At 68.9% G+C, this 19,167-nt stretch carries 8 protein-coding genes; 6 read left to right on the top strand and 2 right to left on the bottom strand.

The window, feature by feature from the left end:
- Positions 1 to 412: 412 nt before the first annotated feature.
- Positions 413 to 4,330: a hypothetical protein gene (locus AB0D32_RS30970; protein WP_357097818.1), complete on the top strand. Its 3,918-nt coding sequence runs from the start codon at positions 413 to 415 to the stop codon at positions 4,328 to 4,330.
- A gap of 454 nt (positions 4,331 to 4,784) precedes the next feature.
- On the opposite strand, the gene AB0D32_RS30965 is transcribed toward AB0D32_RS30970, so the two are convergent.
- Positions 4,785 to 5,285 carry a hypothetical protein gene (locus AB0D32_RS30965; protein ID WP_357097815.1) on the bottom strand — a complete coding sequence of 167 codons (501 nt, stop codon included), beginning with the start codon at positions 5,283 to 5,285 and terminating at the stop codon, positions 4,785 to 4,787.
- A gap of 46 nt (positions 5,286 to 5,331) precedes the next feature.
- Between AB0D32_RS30965 and AB0D32_RS30960 the strand changes: the two genes are divergently transcribed.
- The 5 genes from AB0D32_RS30960 (at position 5,332) to AB0D32_RS30940 (ending at position 14,932) form a co-directional block, all read left to right on the top strand.
- Positions 5,332 to 10,425 (top strand): hypothetical protein, encoded by a 5,094-nt coding sequence (locus AB0D32_RS30960; protein WP_357097812.1) that lies wholly within the window; start codon positions 5,332 to 5,334, stop codon positions 10,423 to 10,425.
- Positions 10,426 to 10,604: 179 nt separating this feature from the next.
- Entirely contained in the window at positions 10,605 to 11,030 is a 426-nt protein-coding gene (locus AB0D32_RS30955) for a hypothetical protein (protein ID WP_357097809.1), read from the top strand.
- 132 nt (positions 11,031 to 11,162) lie between these two features.
- A complete protein-coding gene (locus AB0D32_RS30950) occupies positions 11,163 to 11,942 on the top strand; it encodes a transposase family protein (RefSeq protein WP_357097866.1) in 780 nt (259 codons plus the stop codon).
- Positions 11,943 to 12,209: 267 nt separating this feature from the next.
- Complete coding sequence (locus AB0D32_RS30945) at positions 12,210 to 12,569, top strand: hypothetical protein (protein ID WP_357097807.1); 360 nt, start codon at positions 12,210 to 12,212, stop codon at positions 12,567 to 12,569.
- A gap of 263 nt (positions 12,570 to 12,832) precedes the next feature.
- Positions 12,833 to 14,932, top strand: coding sequence for a DUF262 and DUF1524 domain-containing protein (locus AB0D32_RS30940; protein WP_357097804.1), 2,100 nt, complete (start codon positions 12,833 to 12,835; stop codon positions 14,930 to 14,932).
- Between the two features lie 391 nt (positions 14,933 to 15,323).
- On the opposite strand, the gene AB0D32_RS30935 is transcribed toward AB0D32_RS30940, so the two are convergent.
- Positions 15,324 to 19,034, bottom strand: a complete 3,711-nt coding sequence (locus tag AB0D32_RS30935) for a hypothetical protein (protein WP_357097801.1) — start codon at positions 19,032 to 19,034, stop codon at positions 15,324 to 15,326.
- Positions 19,035 to 19,167 lie beyond the last annotated feature (133 nt).

Raw genomic sequence — 19,167 nt, 5'->3', positions numbered from 1 at the left:
GGGCGGGGACGCGGACGTGCGGGCAGGGCAAGCGGAACAATCGGACGGACAAGCTGCTCCCCGCCCGGTCGGGGGAAGGTCGTGTCATGGCGGTGACAACAAGAGACGACGTCGTGGGCCACGTCGTTCCCGACCGCCGGAAGCGATCGGTCGCCAACGATGCTCTGTGCAGCACCTCTCAGCCCAATGATCGGACACCCCTTCGAGGCAGTACCTTCCAACTACGGCAAGATCCGCACGGGCCGGGATCGACCTGCGTCCCCGCGCACGGCGGCCATGAGCGGATACGCCGCGGTCCGCGTCGCCCCGAGCGGGGCACGGGCCGGGACCGCAGTCGTGACGCGCACGCAGCGCCGCGGCGGCGACAACATGTTGTCCGGATGCCCTATCTTGAGACGGCAAGGGAGGTCCGATGACCGAGTTGCTGACCGCGACCGATCTGGAGCAGTGGTCGGAGCGCAACGACTCGCGCGAGCACCTGCCGACGCTGGTCCGGCGCCTCATCCTCGCGGTGGCCGCTCCGGAGACACTCCGCATGCCCGCCGCCGAAGCCGTCGGGCTGCCCGGCCTCGATGGCGAGGTCACCAGCCCCTCCGGCGCGCCGCCGTTCGTGCCGCCGGGCCGCTCCGTCTGGGAGCTGGGCACGGGCCGCGATCCCCAGGACAAGGCGCAGCGCGACTACCGGAAGCGGGTCGATGGGTCAACCCGGGACGAGCGCGCAGGCGTCGTCTTCGTGTTCGTGACGAGCCGGCGGTGGCCCGACTCGCAGGACTGGGTCGATCGGCGCACGGAGGACGACGATGGCTGGGCGGACATCCGGGTGCTCGACGCGGAAGACCTTGCTGCGTGGCTCGCGCTGTGCCCTGGAGTACACCGTTGGCTGGCGTCCGAGCAGCTCGGGCGGGACCCGCACGGCGTGATCGGTCTTCGCGACTGGTATCGGAACTGGGCGGAGCGCACCCAGCCGGCCATCCCGACAGCGCTGCTACTGGCGGGCCGCGACGACCAAGTTCGCCGCCTTCGGGACCGGCTCCGCGCCGAGCCATGCGAGCAGGTGGTGGCTTCGGCGAGCCGTGACGAGTCCGTGGCGTTCGTTGCGGCCAGTCTGATGGCGGAGCCGCCGCAGGACGCCACCACGACGCCGCGCCAGACGTCCGAAGGTCCGCCGGTAGACGCGCCCGGCAGGTCGGAGGAACCGGTCAGCGCCGTTGCGGATACGGAGCCGGGCGAGCCCGTCGGACCGTCCACCGCGGAGGAGGGCGACGCCGCAACGGGGCTCGCGCGCGCCACCGGCACGCCGGCCGAACTCGAGGCGCTCCTCGAACGGGCCCTCGTCGTCGAGGACGTGCGGGCATGGCGGCGAGTGGCCGCTCACGAAAGCCCGACGGTGCTCGTGCCTGTGTTCGCCGAGCCTGAGATCGGCGACGCCCTCCGCGCCGGCCACCACGTCGTGCTGCCCCGCGCCGGCCGGCCCGCCGACGACCGGCTCCCACGGCTGCACCGGCACCTCGCACGGGAGGTCTGGATCGCCGCCGGGCTCGACCACGACCGTGCCGACGAGTACGGACGAGCAGCGAGACGGAGCCTGGCATCGCTGCGTCGGCGCATCGGCCGGCCCGGCTGGCTCCGCCAGCCGCCGTGGGCCTCGGACACCACAGCGAACCTGCTCGCTCCGCTGCTGCTCGCCGGTGCCTGGGCCGACGACGTCCAGGGCGACCTAGAAGCGCTGCAGAGCTTGACCGACCGCGGCTGGCGGGCGACTGCCCGGGACCTGAGCACACTGACCTCAGGCGAGGACGCACCGCTGCTCTTAAGAGACCGCCGGTGGGAGTTCGCCGATCCCGTGGACGCATGGGACGCCCTAAACCACGCCCTGACGGCCGAGGATCTCGATGCGTTCCAGTCGCTAGCGCCTGGCGTGCTGGGCGAGAGCGACCCCGCTTCAGGGCTAACCGCACAAGAGCGCATCGCTGCCTCGCTCAGCGAGACCGGCGTGCCGCGCCGACGGTACTCCAGCATGCTTCGCCGCGGGATGGCCACGACCGCGGCGATCCTCGGCGCGGTCGTCGGCGACCGTGAACTTCCCGGCGGTCTCACCGGTCAGCAGCGCGCGTCCCGAGTCGTCCGCGAGTTGCTCCACGGCGCCGACGCCGCGCGCTGGCACGCGGTCGTTGATCTGCTGCCGCTGCTGGCTGAGGCGTCGCCCGAGAACTTCCTCGCGTGCGTCGAGCATTCCCTCGACGAAACCGACCCGCCGGTGATGTCGCTGTTCGCCGAAACGCCCGACGACTTCGGGCTGGGCAGCCACAGCGCCCACTCCCCGCTGCTGTGGGCGCTGGAGAGCCTCGCCTGGTCCCCTGCACTACTGTCTCGGGTAGCTGTCGTGCTCGGCCGCCTCGCCGACCGGGACCCGGGCGGGCGGCTCGCCAACCGGCCCAGCGCCTCTCTCGCTGCCGCCCTGCACCTGCGCATCCCGCAAGGCGCGGGCGACTCGGCGACGCGTATCGCCGCGCTCGACGCCGTCCGAACCGTCGCGCCGATGGCGGCTTGGCGGCTCGCGCTCGACCTCGTCAGCCACGCCAACCGAGGGATGATTCTGGTCAGCGGCCCGAAGTTCCGAGACTGGCCGCGGCCCCCGCACGCCACCGTCATCGACATCGTCGACGCACTGGACGCCCTGGCCCCACGCATCGCCGATGATGCCGGAGCCGACCCGGACCGGCTCGCCGCCGCCTTCGCTCTCGTCGACCGATTCCGGGAGCCCGGCAGGCTCGCGCTACTCAACGCAGCCGAGACCGCATGGCCCGATCTGCAGGAGGGGGGCCGTCGCACCGTCCTCGCCAGCCTCGCGGAGAGGGTCGCGATGCACCGCCGACACCCGGACGCGGGCTGGGCGCTGCCCGACCAAGCCCTCCACCCCCTTGAAGCGTTCCTGGACGCCCACGCCCTCCCGGGGAGCCACCCCGACGACGCCGAGCTGTTCTCATGGCTGCCTTTTCGACGCGGGCTCAACCTCGACCGCGAGGACCCCGATCCGGAGGCGCTCGCGTCCGCGAGGGCCGAAGCGGTCCGACGTTGCCTCAACGACGGGCTCCCAGCGGTCCTTCGCCTGGCCGAGGCGTCCGAACATCCGGCAGCAGTCGGCGACGCCCTGGCTTCAGTAACAACCGACCACGACCCAGCGGTCCTCGAGCATCTCGCGGGCTCGTCGCAGCCCCTGCACGCGATGGCCGCCGGACTGGCCGCGCACCGGCAGCGGGAGGACGCAGGCTGGCTCGCTGCCACAGCAGCCGCCAGCCCCGCGCAGGCCGCAGCGCTGTGCCGGACCGCGGCGATCGACGAAGCGCTGCTGACGCTCGTGGACGGCCTGGAGCCGGACACGCAAGACGAGTTCTGGCGCGACATGCAACCGTTGGGAGTTCCGGACGACCTGACGCCGACCGTCGCGCGGCGCCTGCTCGAGCGCGGCCGGGCCTGGACGGCGATCGAATTGCTCAGCCACGCCGGCTTCGACGCCGACCTCGACCTGGCCATCCAGGCGCTGAAGGCGCCGGCCCTCCCAGCCACCGAAGACATCTCGCGCGCACGGTCGCCGCAGTACACGGTCGGACGGCTGCTCGACCGTCTCGAGGAAGCAGGCGCGGACGACAATCTGCTCGCAGACCTCGAGTGGTTCTACCAGCCGCTTCTCGACCACAGCCGCAGGCCGAGCGCCCTGCACCGAGAACTCGCCCGCAATCCCGCCCGCTTCGTCGGCCTCGTGTCCTTGATGTACCGGCCGGACCCGGACACCGGCGCGAACTCAGCCGACGAAGAGGCGAGGGACAACGCTGCGTCGTCAGAGGCCTTCAGCGCGGCATGGACCATCCTGCGGGAGTGGCGCACGCCGCTCCCAGGCTCCGTCGACGGACAGTTGCCGACCACCGAGGACATGCTGCGATGGGTGGAATCGGTACGCGAGATGCTCACCGCGTCCGGCCGCGCCCGGGTGCTGCCCATCGTTCTGGGCGATGCGCTGTCCGGCGCCGTCACAGACGACGACGGCACGTGGCCCAGCGAGCCAGTCCGGGATGTCCTCGAGATCCTCGGAGACACAAACCTCGACGAGCACCTCGCTGTCGCAAGGATGAACCAGCGCGGCGTCACAAGCCGCGGTGTCTACGACGGCGGAGCGCAGGAGCGCGCGCTCGCCGACCAGTACAGCGCGGCGGCAGACCGGGTACGCGGCCGGTGGCCTCGTTCGGGAGCGCTGCTCGACGGGCTGAGCCGGTCCTACCGCGATGACGCCCGCCGGGAAGACCGCTCGGCTGAGAGCCAGGGCGATCGTTGACGGCTGGTCAGCGCGACTCACGCAACCCCCGTCCGGTCATCCGCCCTACTCCGGTGTCCGAGCCTCAAGGAGTTCCAAGTCGGAGTCATATGAACATCCGCTCATGGGCGAGAAGCGGATGCGGATTGGTTCGCCGAAGTTGGGGAGCCCGTTACGCGGTGTGACCGATCGGGGCTGCAATCGTAGGACCTCGGGGCAACGCCCTCCTCCGCTGGCCGCGCACGACTGGCGTCTACTTTCGGGCGTGACCGTGACGGTGGCGAGTGGGTGAGGTTCGCCGTCATGGCGGCGAGGGCGGTGGCGACGGCGTGCGGGTCGGCTTTGATGTAGGTGGTGGCGGGTCCGCGGCGGTCGGTGTGGCCGGCGTAGGCGCGGGCAACCCCGTAGCCGAAGTGGCGTTCGACCCAGGTGAGAGTGGTGTGCCGCAGCCAGTGGGTTGAGATCCCTTGTGCGGCTACCCATGGCAGACGTTCGCCGATGCGGCGGTTCGCGACGCCGTACGGCGGCTGCCACCCTCGTCCACCGTCACGTACTCACCCATCGGAACGGAGGTGGAGGGCTCCACCAGCCCGGCGAGGACCTCGCGCAACCGATCGTCGTCGACCGGTACCGCCCCGACAAACTCGGTCGACGACGGGTCGGCGGAGAGCGGGCGGGTTTCCGGATCCCCCTCCCCCTCGGTGAGCAGGGCGTGGGATGCGGCGGAACGGCGTACGACGGTGACGCCGTCGGCGGGGATGCTGTGGCGCAGCTCGTCGGCAGGCGGGGCCTGCCACGGGTGGCGCACGACCGCCCGGGTGGGCGGCAGCCCCGCCCCCGACACCAGGCGGGCCAGCTGCTCCTCCGCCCCGACGGTGGCCCCGGGCACGCCGGGAACAAACAGGGTGCTGCTGTGGCTGCCGTCGGTGAGCAGGCACACGTACGACCGGTGCATCCCGTCGATCTCGACGCTCACCGGGCCGACGGCGGCCGGGTGGGGTGCGGGCCGGTAGCCTCAGGCGATGTCGAGCAGCGAGGCGTCGGACGGGCGGCCGGTGGCGACGGCGTTCATCACGGGCGGTGGCGGCTTCACTTTCGAAGACCGTGTTGGTGCGTGGCTCGCCGCTGCGATGGCCGCTGGCGAGATGCCGCTGGGCCTCGGGGTCGCGGTCCCGGTGGAGGTGCGGTTCCAGGGCAGTGCGTCGGGGTTCTTCCTCGACGACATGGTCGTCACCGGTGACGCGGACGGTGGGCCGCGGTGGTCGGCGTCGGTGAAGTCGTTCGACATGCTGATCGGAGCCAGGCTGCACACGGAGTTCGTGGAGGCCGCCTGGCGCGACATCCTTGCCGACAGTTTCCGGCGCGCTGCAGACCGGGTTGGTCTGGTGTCAGGGTCTGCGGCGCAGGGCACCTGGGTCGAGCTCGGGGAGCTGATCGGGGAGGCCGCCGCCGACCAGGCTGGCATCGCCTCGCGGATCGGCGTGCCTGGCGCGTTCAACGAGGCGAAGCGCTCGCTGTGGGAGTCGGCGAAGTGTCCGACGGAGCTCGCCGAGCAGCACGGGGTCAACGTGGACTCCTCTCCCGCCCGGCTGCTGGCCTTGCTTCTGCCTCTGCGTCTGGACTTCCTCACTCCTACCTCCCAGGCGATGGCGGACGCGATCCGGTGGTGCCGCGCCGCGCTCGTGCCGCAGCAGGCCGGGAGGGTTGTGGACCTGTGGACGGCGCTGCTCGAGGTGGTCGCCGACCTGCGGCCCAAAGGAGGGGCAGTCACCTGGCAGCTTTTGGCTGACCGGCTGGGCGGGCAGTTTGCGTTCCAGCTGCGCCCGGATGTCGCTCCCGACTGGAGCCTTCTCACCGCGCACACCATCAACATGACGGCCCGGGTTCGGGACCGGCTCGGCGACGACGTGGTCCTGGTCCGTGAGGACGTGACCGCCGTGCTGGCCGACGCCGGGGCGGTGAGCGTGCTGTCGGGGCCGTCGGGCTGCGGCAAGACTGTGGCGGCCAAGAGGTGGCTGGCCGCCCCGGGCACGCATCGGGCGGTTTGGCTGTCGGCCGCGGACCTCGAGGCCGGCGTCGGCGCGCGACTCGGGCTGACCCGAGGCCTGGAGGAGGTCCTGACGCTTGCCCCCGGAGAGGTCCGCGTCGCCGTTGACGGCCTCGACCGGGTCTATACCGACGAGCCGTTCGCCGCGACGGCCGCCCTGGCACGCCTCGCGGCCGCCACCGGCGGTCGGATCCGGTTGTTGATCACTTCGCAGCAGTCGGAGTTCCCCCGAGTGTCGGAGCGCTTGGTGCAGGCCAACGGCCCGGAGGCCGCCCCGCTCGTGATGGGGGACCTGTCTGACGCCGACGTCAATCTGGTGTTGCGCGGGCACCCGGACCTGGCCGCGGTGGTCGTTGCCGGTGGGCTGCGTGGTGTCCTGCGACGCCCGAAGGTCCTCGACCTGGTGCTGCGGATGCCCGGGGCTACGGTTGCCGCTATCCGTGACGAGCCGTCGATCGCTGGTTTGTGGTGGCAGCGGCTGGCCGGCGCGGGCCGGAACGGCGCCACCCGCCAGACGTTGCTTCGGCGGATCGCCGTCGAGCAGGCCGACCGTCTGCGGGCCCAGACTCCCCTGGATGACCTGCCGGTCGACTCCGTTGGGCTTGTCGACCAGCTGCGCGTCGACGGGATCCTCGCCGAGGTCGACGGCCGGGTCTCCTTCGCCCACGACCTGTTCGACGACTGGACGTTGTTGCATTACCTGCGCTCCCGTGACGACGTCATCGGCGTGATCGCGGAGAAGGCGGCGCTGCCGTCGTGGCACCGAGCGATCCGCCTGTATGCCGCCGGCGTGCTCCGCGAGCACGGTGTCGACCGGTGGGAGGCCGACCGGTCTGCGCTGGATGCCGCCGACCAGCCGCTCGTGGCGGATTTGTACCTCGACGCGGTGTTCTACGCCCACGACGCCGACCGGCTTCTGGGCGAGCTGTGGTCGCGCCTCGCCGCCGACAGCGCTCTGCTGGCACGGCTGCTGCGCAGGTTCAGGTTCTCCGCGACCGTGCCGGACTACGGTTGGATCACTGTGCTCGCCGACGAGCCGGACGTGGCGGTGTACGCCGCCGCGCAGTCGCGGCTGCCGGTATGGCCGCTGTGGCTTCCGGTCCTGCGCGTCCTGGCGGCGGAGTATGAGACCGCGGTCGCCTCGGCCGCCCCGGAGGTCGCCGCGATCGCCGACCTGTGGCTGCGGCATGCCCCCGAAACGTGGCCGGCCCGCGATCAGGCTGCTGTGATCGGCCTGGCGGTCGGACGGCACATCGTCGCGCACATCGACGGCGGAGGCTTTTTCGACGACAGGGTCGAGCCGGTGCTGTGGCGGTGCGTCATCGCCGCCGGCGCGGTCGAACCCGACGCCGTCGCCACCTTCCTCGGCACGCTGCTGCCCCCTGTCGACAGTCAACTCGAGCACAGCGGCCAGGTCAGGGGCCGCCAGCGTCGCGGCCAGACGGGACTCCGTGCAGCCTTGCTGGACGTCGACACCGTGATGCCGTTGCTGCCGGCGTCCGCGCAGATGGCCCGGGACCTGGTGCTGCGGGCAGCCGTCGACTTCGGCCGCCATCACCGCCATCACTTCCACCACCGTTTGCGTGACGGCCTCGGCATCGCCAGCGCCCCGCGCTCCTTCGATCCGCTCCCCGAGTGCGGGCCGTTCCGCGCGATGCTCATCAACGCCGAACTGCAGGGCGTCGACGTGGTGCTCGCCCTCGTCGAGCACGCGACCATCCATTGGAGACGAAGCCGCAACGCCCCGATGTCAGGCGGCCAGGAACCCACGCAGGAGCGGCCGGCGTTCGAGCTGCTCATCGACGGCGCGCCCGTCGCGCTGGTCGGTGACGCCACCGTCCTGGCCTGGAGCCACGGTGGCCACCAGGTGCCGGACATCCTGGCGGCGGCGATGATGGCCCTGGAGGCTCACCTCTACCAGGCCCTCGACGACGGCCGCGACATCACCGCGCTCCTCGTTCAGCTCACCGGAAGCCGATCGGTCGCGATGTGGGGGCTGCTCGCCGATATCGCCCGCCACACTCCTGCACTGCTGGAAGGCCCGCTTGCGCCCCTGGTCACCAGCGCCGACCTGCTCGACCAGGACCAGATGAGCGTGCAGTTGCGCTCCTTCAGGTTGCTCCCGCTCGTCATGGATCCCACCCGAGCGAAGCGAGCCCGCGACTGGCACACCATGGACCACCGCAAGACTCCGCTCCTGGACCTGGTGCGCCTGGGCGCATTCGTCACCGGCCGGCTCACCGAGCAGCTCACTACCGCCCGAGAGCACTGGGCCGCGACAGACGCACGCCGGTGGCGGGTGATGCTCGCCGCGACCGACATCGCGAACTACCACGCCGTCCGCGCCACGGACGGAAAAACCTACCTCGCGTACACCCCGCCGGCGGCCATTGAGGAAGAAGCCCGCGAGATGCGGGACCACCTCGACCGCGATCGCGCCTGGCTGGTGTTCGCCCACACCATGCGCCGCAACATCACTGACCATGTCCGCCCCAGCGACACCGAGCTCGAGGAGCAGTGGGCCACCGTCCAACCCCAACTCGACGCTCTCGTCCCGGACGCTGAGTCGCCGAGCTCCATCAGCGGTGTGGAGGACCTGCGGTGCGGGTACGCGGCGTGGCTGGTGCTGTGCGCCCGCGACTGGCTGCGGAACCACCCCGACCGCGATGAGTGGTGCCGGGCCGTGCTACTGCGTCCCCTCACCGACCCGACCGCCACGCGATCCCACGACGACCCCGACAGCCCCTCCGACGATGAATGGGACGTCTTCTGCGCCGAAGCGCTCACCGCCCTGTGGGCCGAGACTCCCGACGATGTCGCCGTGCGCGCGGCCGTCGCGCGGCTGCTCGTTGCCCGTCGCATCACGGTCACCACCGTGATGCGGCTCGCCGCCGCACACCCCCACCTCGCCGACGACCTCCGCCGGCTCGAGTACCTGACGCTGTACTGCGCGCGGCTGTCGATGTGGCACAACGAAATCGACCCCTACTTGGAAGAAGACTTCGACTTCAACACCGACTCGGAGGAAGCCGAAGGACTCGACGTGGACCCGGAGAACGACGAGCCCGGCCGCGGCCCGATCGACGGACTTGCAGAGCTGGAGGCGGCCAGCGAGGCCGCGTTCGACGCCTTCGCCGACGGCAGCCTGCCCGCCGAGGTGCCACGGCTGACGGACTGGATCGCCACCACCCCCACGACCAGATTCCCTAACGGCCACTCCCACATCCTGCGCACCATCGACCTTGGCTACCTCGTCGCCTCCCGCCCGCACTTCACGGCCCTGGCTGATGCGGCAGATGCGCGCACGCGGGCCCGGGCGGTCGAGTTCGCCGCCGACCTCACGACGCTCCTCGTCTCCCGGCTGCCCCCGGCCAACGCCGCCTACCGTTTCCCCCGCCACCCCTACGACGACGAACGTCGCGCTCTTGGGCTACTCGCCGATGTCACGATCAGCGCCGGCACCGCACAGGCCCAGACGATCTGGGAGCCGATCCTCACCCTCGGCGCCACCGCCTCCTCCTACGTGGGCAACTACCTCAGCCAGGTCTGGAGCACCGCCTGCACGAGGGACCCGTGGCCAGCAACGTTCCCCGCCCTAGTCGCAGACATGCTCGACTTCGCCACCACCGCCAGCACCTGGCAGGGCCATAGCGACACGGGCGTCCTGGCGCTCGCCGCCGCCGGCCTCGACAAGTGGGGGCATTCGCCGCTCACCGAGCAGCAGATCGCCGCCATCCACGCAGCCGTGCCGGCGTGGTCTACGTGGTTCGGCCAGCACATGGCCCGCAACGACTTCGCCCACGCGGCCGTCCGCTTCTTCCGGGAGCCGGCTGCGACAGTGTTCGTCCACGACGCCGTCAGCTGGCTCGCCGACCGCGAACGCTCCTCTGCCCCCAAGAGTGAGCGGTTGGATACCGCGGTCACCGAGTTCCTGGTCACCATCTCCACCCGCACCCCTAGCCCGCTGCACGGCACCGGCCCCACCGCAGACAACGGACGGCAAGTCCTCGCCCGCCTCCACGGTCGAGGCAACACCGTGGCCGGCCAACTCCTCAACAGCCTGACCTGACCGCATCCCACCACCGGCCAGCCACATTGGCGTTCGTCCAGGCAAATGCGGACTTACTCTGCTCGACCGCCAGGGGTCCCGCAAAACGCATATGGCCGTCGCGTTGGCGGTGGCTGCCCACGGCGCCGGGGTTCACGGCAGCGACCGCCAGCGCCGGCGGGCTGCTCTACGCCACGACGGTGACGCTCACCGCGGACGCCCGGCCCGAAGCGGAGGCCGGCAGGGCTCTGATCCTCGGCCAGTTCGTCGGCAGATCAGGGCGCCGGCCAGGCAAATCCACGAAGATGGCTGGCGTGAAGGCGATCTACCCAGACAACGGCGATGGCGACTGGGAGGCCCACCCGGAGGCCGTGTCCGGCCTGCGCCCCGAAGCTGAAGGTGCGGCCGACGCCACGGCGCTCACGCTTGAAGTCGATGGAGAGATGTTCGCCCTCCGCCCAAACGAGTTCGGCGGCACCGACTACACGTGGCTTAGCGGGCCCAACCCCGGCTACGGATTCGGCGTGAGTCCGACCCCGAACCTGTCGCTCGTCGAGCACATGGAGAACATCCGCGACTTCCTGGCCATCGTTGACCCCACCACGGGATACATCGAAGACGACTGAGCAGTAGGGCCGTTTGACGTTGCAGTCCACTAAGCGCGCACATCGGCTAGATCCGCACGTCCCGAGGCGCACTGATGTGCCCTAAGGGACGTCTCGTAACTCGGTAGCTGGTCCATGATGGATCATGTTGAGGTGCAGGTGATCTCGGCAGCCCGTCAGGAGTGGATCTTTCCGTTCACCGGGTTGCAACCCGCCCAGTTCCGTCGCCTGGTCAGGCTGGTCGCCGAGCGTGGCGGTGACGCGATCGCCGATGGTCGGCCGGGCCGGCAGTGGTCGCTTGACCTTGCCGATCGGGTGTTGCTGGTGGCCGCGTACTGGCGGACGAACCTGACGATGCGGCAGATCGGCCCGCTGTTCGGGGTGTCGCACTCCGCCGCGCACCGGGTCATCGACACCCTCGGCCCGCTGCTGGCTCTGGCCCCGGTACGCCGGCGTCGGGTCGACCAGATCGCCATCGTCGACGGCACCCTCATCCCGACCCGGGACCACCGCCTGGCCGCCCCGAGTAAGAACTACCGCTACAGCACAAACCTGCAGGTCGCCATCGACGCCCACACCCGCCTCGTCGTCGCCCTCGGCGACCCGCAACCCGGCAACCGCAACGACACCATCGTCTACCGCACCAGCGGCATCGACCAGAAACTCACGGGACGGCCAGTCATGGCCGACGGCGCCTACCGCGGCAACCCCGACGTGATCATCCCGTACCGCAAACCCGCCGACGGCAGCGAGCTACCCGACTGGAAGAAGGACCTGAACAAGCAACACCGCACCGTCCGCGCGCAGGTCGAACACGCCCTGGCCCGCATGAAGTGCTTCAAGATCCTGCGCGACTACCGCCGCGCCGCCCACACATTGACCGACCCCGCTTCCGGCATCGCCCACCTCCACAACATCATCCTCGCGGGGTAACACCAACACCGTTGCCAGGCAACGCCTTCACCGAGTTACGAGACGTCCTTTAGGGCGGCAGAGCCGCCGCAACGGACGAGTCCGGCAACGCCGGCTGCACCTGGCACTGGCCCGAGCGGGTTCGAGTAGAGCCGTCGGGCTCTGGACGTGCAACAATCCTGTATGGAGCGTAGGGGGATCAACACCCACCAGGTCTTCGAGGCTGGCATGAGTCGCGTTGTCGCTGAGATCGAAAAGCGAGGAGGCAGCACCGAACGGCACGGAAGGATGCTGACGATCACCACCTCTTTCGGTTCGCCCAACTCGCCAGCCTGTATCCGCGCCAAGGTGACCTCCAAGACATCCGGTGACTGGCAGACCTCGATACGAGAGGGACAACGGTCGGACGGAGGCGTGACTGGCGCGGATTATTGGGTGTTCGTGCATCTCGGAGTAGATCCCTCTGAGTTTTACATTGCTCCGGCATTGTGGGTCCGCGAAGAGGTCGCGAAACGACACCGACAATTTCTTCTGAAACACGGGGGGAAGCGCCCAGTCAATCCAGAATCGGTGCATCACAAGATCAAGACCGAGTGGATCGCCCAATGGCGGCACCGCTGGGACCTGCTCGGGCTCCCGGATCATTAACGTGCGCCCGTCGACTCAGAGGGCGTATGGCTGCGCGCTCATCTTGCGTGGACTCCGCTTGTCATCAGCCAACCGGATGACTTCTTCTTGCGGTCGTCAGGCTGAGGGCCGGCACGAGCTGCCCGCCGCCGTGATCACGTTGGCGATGTTCAGGAATTGGCGACTCTCGTACTCTGCGAGAGTGGAGAGCAGTCACGGGCAGGTACTGGGCATCCCGGATGCCCTGACTCCAGACAGCACACCACCTCTGGGGAGGAGCCGCAATGAAGGCATCGGAGACTAAGCTGCTGGACCTGCTCGCAAAGGGCAGCCAGTTCGTCATCCCCATCTACCAGCGCACCTACTCCTGGACGCAGTCGGAGTGCGCACAGCTGTGGGATGACATCCTCAGGGCGGGAACCGACGACAGCCTCAACGCCCACTTCATCGGCTCCATCGTGCACGTCGAGAAGGGCCTGTCGAACCTCACCTCACAGGAGCCGAACCTCGTCATCGACGGCCAGCAGCGCCTGACCACGGTCACGCTGCTGGTCGCCGCGCTCGCCGAGGCCCTCGGCCGGCTCCCTGAGCAAGACCGTGAGCCACTCGATGGGTTCTCGCCGAAGAAGTTGCGCAACCGGTACCTCGTCAACTACGACGAGGAAGATGATCGCTACTTCAAGCTGCTGCTCTCGCAGACCGACCGCGACACCCTCAAGGCGATCGTCGATGGTGCCCAGCTCCCCAAGCACCGATCAGAGCGCATCGAGAGCAACCTTGCCTTCTTTCAAGGCCGACTCGGAACTCCGGGAACCGACCACGGAACCATTTGCCGGGGCCTGGCCAAGCTGGTCGTCGTGGACATCCGGCTGGACCGCTCCCAGGACAACCCGCAACTGATCTTTGAGTCCATGAACTCCACCGGACGCAAGCTCTCCCAGGCCGACCTAATCCGCAACTTCGTGCTGATGGGCCTCGAGCCATCCACCCAGGAGCGGTTCTACGCCCAGTACTGGCGCCCCATGGAGAGCGACTTCGGCCAGGCCGCCTACGAAGCCCAGTTTGATGACTTCGTCCGCCACTACCTCACGGTGGTAACCGGCGCGATCCCCCGACTCGGCGACATCTACGAGGCGTTCAAGGCCTACGCCCGGGCGGCAACCAGCGACACCGGCTCGGTGGAGCCCTTGCTCAGTCAACTCCGCGACTACTCCGGCCGGTACTGCGCGGTGGCGCTCGGGCAGGAGAAGAACAAGCGGCTCGACGCTGCCTTCCAAGACCTACGCGAGATCAAGGCCGACGTGGTCTATCCGTTCCTGCTCGAGGTCTACACCGATTATGAGCTCGGCACCCTAACCACCGAAGAGGTGGCCGAAATCGTCGACCTAATGACGTCCTACATCTTCCGTCGGGCCGTGTGCCGCGTCCCCACCAACTCGCTCAACACGACATTCGCCACGTTCGCCAAGGCACTACGAAAGGACCGCTACCTGGACAGTGTTAAGGCGCACTTCCTGTCGATGAAGAGCTACCGCGCCTTCCCCACCGACTCCGAGTTCGCCGAAGCCCTGAAGACGACGGATCTCTACCATTTCAAACGCCGTTCCTACTTTCTTCGGCGCCTGGAGAATCACAACCGCAAGGAGCACGTGACGATCGAGGAATACACGATCGAGCACATCCTCCCGCAGAACGAAAACCTCTCCCAAGAGTGGCGCGACGCCCTCGGCGACAACTGGGGCGAGATCCAGGCCCGCTATTTGCACACCCTCGGCAACCTGACCCTCACCGGATACAACTCCGAGTACAGCGACCACCCCTTCATCGTCAAGCGCGACATGAATGGAGGGTTCAAGCACAGCCCCCTGCGGCTGAACCACGGGCTCGGCCAGCTCGACACCTGGAACGCTGACACGATCCAGTCCCGCGCAGCACGCCTGGCCGAGGCCGCGCTCGACATCTGGCAGATGCCCAAGCTGCCGCCCCGGGTGATAACGGAGTTCCAGGAGCCGCGCGCCGAGACGGCGTTCTCCATCGAGGACCACCCGAACCTGCTCCCGCCAGCTCGTCGGGCGCTGTTCGACAAGTTCCGGTCTGAGGTACTGGCCCTCGATCCCTCCGTGACCGAGCAGTTCCTCAAGCTGTATGTGGCCTACAAGGTGGAGACCAACTTCGTCGACGTCGTCCCGCAGGTCGCCAGGCTCAGGCTCAGCCTCAACCTGCCGTTCGAGTCCCTCCACGACGAGCGTGGCCTCGCTTGGGACGTCACCGGACGGGGCCACTGGGGCAACGGCAACGTCGAGGTCGGCCTCGACGAAAACAGCGACTTCACCTACGTCATGGGCTTGGTCCGTCAAGCCTACGAGTACCAGATCGCGGAGTGAGCGGTTCGCCAGGGCCACCGTGTACAGCTACAAGCAGCCAGTCGCAGGCAGCTCATCGCGCCCGGTGGGGCAGACCGGATTACCTCGAGCAGCCGATGGGCGATGCTGGGCGTCAACGTCGTCCGTCGCGAGGGTCTTCGACCCGGCCACCGTCGAGCGTCACTCGCGTGGCTTGGGATCAGCCCGACCACCCTCGGTTACCTGGTCAACCTGATCGACGGACAGGGGCGGCCGGCCGGCATGCATAGCATCTTAGCAGTGCAGTGTAGACGATCACGGAAGTCCCAGGGCCAGGATCACGACCCGCCCTGCTCTGTGTCAACGCGCACGGTCAGCTGCACGCCGAGGACGCCTGTCGGCGCGGACTACCGGTCCGCTGATGTTTCAGCCGTTAAAGCGGAACGGGCCCCGGTACCGGGTCGACGCCGGCTTTCAAGATGTCCGGCAATTGATGCGGAAGCGCGAAAGGCACCTGCGGTTCGGCGACGAACGCGGCAGGTTCCACATCGCGGGTCACCAGGATCGGCACCACGCGCCACTTCGCCCGGTCGGGTCCGCCGACTAGCATGGCGACGCCGCGCGCGGCCTCGCGGATCTGCGCGGCCTTGGCGAGCAGCCGCGGCACATACGGCTTCGGGCCGCGGTAGAACTTACGAACGTGGTTCCGGAGAGTTTCCGTGCTGAACGCCGCGATTGGGTCCTTGACTTCGCCGACCCACAGTCTGTCTGTGGCCGGATCGGCGACCACCAGGTCCACCTCCCCGAGCGGTTCCGGGATGCCAGCGCCCTTGAGCTCGGCCACCTCGACATGCGTGCGGCGTGGCAGCCCCGTCGCGGCGACTATGCCGTGGACGAGCTCCTCGAGTTGGGCGTTCGACTCCTGCCGATAGGCGCTCATCATGTCGGCGACGCCGGGCGGAAGGTCCCGGTGGGCGAACGGCAGCCGTGACCGGTGTAGGTAAGCGTCGAACAGACGCTGCGTGTCGAGCAACCGCCACGGCAGGATCCACAGCTGCCCATCGGCGTCGACGAGTGGGCGCAAGGCGAGGCGGTGCGTGCGCCGCTCGATGTCGAGGAATCGCAGCGGGCCCGCCTCGCGCAGGTGGTCACGGGAGAGGGTGAGCAGGTCGACGGCTGCCTCAATCTGCGCCACGCTGAGCTCGGACCATTGCGCGGCGGCATCGACGAGTTCGGCACGGCTTACCGCTTGTACGCCGGAAGCGCCGGTGGCCCAGTCGACGGCCACGCCGAGGACGGCACGCATACCGTCGAGGCCGGTGCCCCAGTGATCGCCGAGTCGATCATCGACCCGTTGCAGTTTGACCGGCAGCCGTCCGTGTATAGGGGTGAAGGGGACCTGGTACCGATGTCCCGGCGGTGAGTTTCTGAGGAGGCCGGAGTCATCGTCCTGGTGGTGGTCGACGGTGCCAGCCGGCTGACTGGCGGCCGGGATGAGACGGGCCGCGCGGCGGTGCTCGGTGTAAGCGGCGAGGTCGATCTCGACGCGCTCGAGGTCGTCGTGGTCGGACCAATCCGGTTCGACCGCGAACATGCCGCGGCTGATGGTGAGGCGCAGGCCGTGCAGCCGGTCGGTGTAGCCGCGGACCACGGCTGCCGTGACCGCCAGCCGGTGCGCCAGCGCGGTGATCTCGGCGACGTCGAGTTCGTCGGCGACGGCGCTGCCTGCGGGTGGTTCGGCGAGAAGGGACTCGAGGAGGGTCTCCAAGGCGTGGGTCTGCTGGTGCTGATCGTCAGTGAGGGCGATCTCGTGCCAGTTGTGCGCCCAGGGCCCGGTGAGGGCTACGGCAAGTTGCTGGGCGCTCCGGTAGGCGGTGGCGTGGGCGTCGTTGACCCGGGCGGCGACGGCCAACGTCACCGTGCGGTCGAACTGGCACGTTAGCTCGTGCAGCGATTCCTGAACGCCCGGCAGGATGAATTCTTCGCACATCCGCAGTGCGTCCGGGCCGAGAAAGACGCCGTCAGGGGTTCGGCGGCGCAGAATGGCGGTGACGGCTCTCCGATTGGCGCGGGTGTGTACCGCCGCCGATCGCGGGAGGCCGTCGTTGCGCGCTACCAGTGGAAGTTCCTCCACCTGTCGGTGTACGGTCATGAAGGGCCCCGCCGCCCGCCACGCCGTTCGGAATGCTGACGGTTCAAACCTGCCTGCTTCGTGGGCGGTGGCCAGCGCGGTGATTCCGCGTTCCAGCCCTTCGCCAATGAGCGCATACGCAGATGCCGGGTTGTCGGCGAGCATGATGAACAGCCCTGCTGCCATGACCAGAGCGATCTGCCGCAAGTTCGGGTCGACCCGCACGAACGCGAGAGCGCCGTCGGTGTGCTCGAATGACGTGTCCGGGAGCCAGACCAGGGCCAGCCGCAGTGTTCGCCCCGTCCCGTCGCGCACGTGTTTACTGATGGCCGGCTTGCGTAGGTGTAGGCGCAGGCTGTCGGCGAATCCCACGACCGTGTCGGGATGACTGTGCAGCGTGGCGGCGTCATTGAGGTCGACTTCGAGAACGACGGGCGGGTTGACGTTGACCAGCATCGCCGGGCTGTCCGGCTTGTAGAACAGGTCGGCGCCATCACCTTGGTCACCGCGCGCGAAGGGCCAGTCGATGTGCTCCGCGCTGATGCCGGCCCCGGCCAGCACGGCGTCGACGCCCTCCCACGACGCCGCCCTCTCCCACGTCTCGTCCGTTGTCGCCGGCGCAACGGCCAAACCCTGCCGCGGTGCCCCCACCGTGACCGGTCCGATCGAGCCGTGCTCCTTCCACGCTCGCCAGACGTCGAAGATGTCGACGAACGCGACATCGGTGTAGCCGGGATGGAACGCGAGGTCTTCGAGGAAGCAGGCCACGGTGGTGAGGTCGCCACCGCACTCGGCGAGCATCTCGGCGAGTTCCTCAACGTGGAGGACGACGGCTTCGCCGACCATCTGCGCCACGACGTTCGCCGGCCCTCCGTAGACGATGACCTTCGCAACCGGCCGTTCCAGGATTGCAGAACGGCCACCAGAGCCTTGGGCGATGTTGTGCGTCGTTGCAGTGCCGGCCGACAGCAGCTTCTTGCCCCAGGCGATTCCTCCTTGCAGCCCGGCAGCACTCACGCCGCTGACCACCGCGATGCGGAACCGGGGGCCCTCAATGACCGGTCGGACGGGTGCTGGTTCGGGCGTTTGGCCACCGCGGCTCACCAGTCGCCGCGAGAGCAGGTCTACGGTGTGCGACCACGTGCGGGCGTGCAACTGCACTGCGGCGTCGCCGGCGTCGCCGACCATCTCCGCGAGATACCGGGTGGCGGCGACCGCTGCGCCCAGCGCCAAGCAGGCCGGCACCCCGACGTGCCGATGCTCGGCGGACACTTGCAGGACTGGCCCGAGCGTTGCCTCGTCGGCATTGTGGCGCATACGCAGATGCTGACTGTCGCGGGTCAGCCAGGTCAGCGCCCGCCGGGCGGCCGCAGGCTTACTGCACTGGTCAATCCATCCGAACGGCTCGGCGTCGACCAGCCGCCGGGCTGCCGACACTTCAGCGTCATCGACACGAGGCGCAGCAGCGCCGGCCTCAGGGCCTGCCTGCCAGGTTGGCGCGAGCTCGCCGATGATGTGGTCGCCATGCGCGAGGCAGACCTCAAGGACGTCACTGAGGGAAAAACCCATGCGAGCCGCTACGGTCTCGTCCACCGCTCGTGCGGTCTGTTCCAGCTGGCGAAGCAGCACCACGGGATGGTCGAAATCGCCGGGGTGAACCCGCCAGCGGCGGCCTCCAAGAGTAAAGCCAACCAAGCGGCGAGGATCATTGGGCCTCCGGGACATCTCCGGCGCGCGGAACGGCGCAGCGCGCAACGCACTCTCGACCAAGCGGACCAGGTCCGCGGGCTGAGCATCGATACCGCCGGCCGACGGCCGTCGCAGTGCTCGTCCCCACAGCAACGTCAGGTGGTACTCCCAGGGGCGGCACGACGGGGAGTCGAGTGCCGCGGCGATCAATACGAGGATGGACTTGCCCGCGAAGGACGCAAGCGCCCGATCGATCACGGCCCATCGCGGCTGAGTCCTCGTGTCGTTACGGGCGCCGGTGGGCTGGTAGCGAGTGGCGTGCACGGTGCCAATCCTGCGTGATCACGCCCCTCGCGGGCCAGCTAAGGCGTGTTTCGTAAGTCGGGCTGTGTCCGTGAAGTTGCGGCGTGGCGGTGATCGATAACTGAAGAGGTCTCCGGTATCTGGTTCTGCGACC

This window comes from Micromonospora sp. NPDC048170 (assembly GCF_040652795.1).
Lineage (GTDB): Bacteria > Actinomycetota > Actinomycetes > Mycobacteriales > Micromonosporaceae > Micromonospora.
This window is presented reverse-complemented; position numbering and strand designations above follow the sequence as displayed.

Bases quoted from the DNA above. Each gene is read 5' to 3' on its own strand.
- AB0D32_RS30970 (WP_357097818.1), top strand. From the start codon at position 413: ATGACCGAGTTGCTGACCGCGACCGATCTGGAGCAGTGGTCGGAGCGC.
- AB0D32_RS30960 (WP_357097812.1), top strand. From the start codon at position 5,332: ATGTCGAGCAGCGAGGCGTCGGACGGGCGGCCGGTGGCGACGGCGTTC.
- AB0D32_RS30945 (WP_357097807.1), top strand. From the start codon at position 12,210: ATGCTGACGATCACCACCTCTTTCGGTTCGCCCAACTCGCCAGCCTGT.
- AB0D32_RS30940 (WP_357097804.1), top strand. From the start codon at position 12,833: ATGAAGGCATCGGAGACTAAGCTGCTGGACCTGCTCGCAAAGGGCAGC.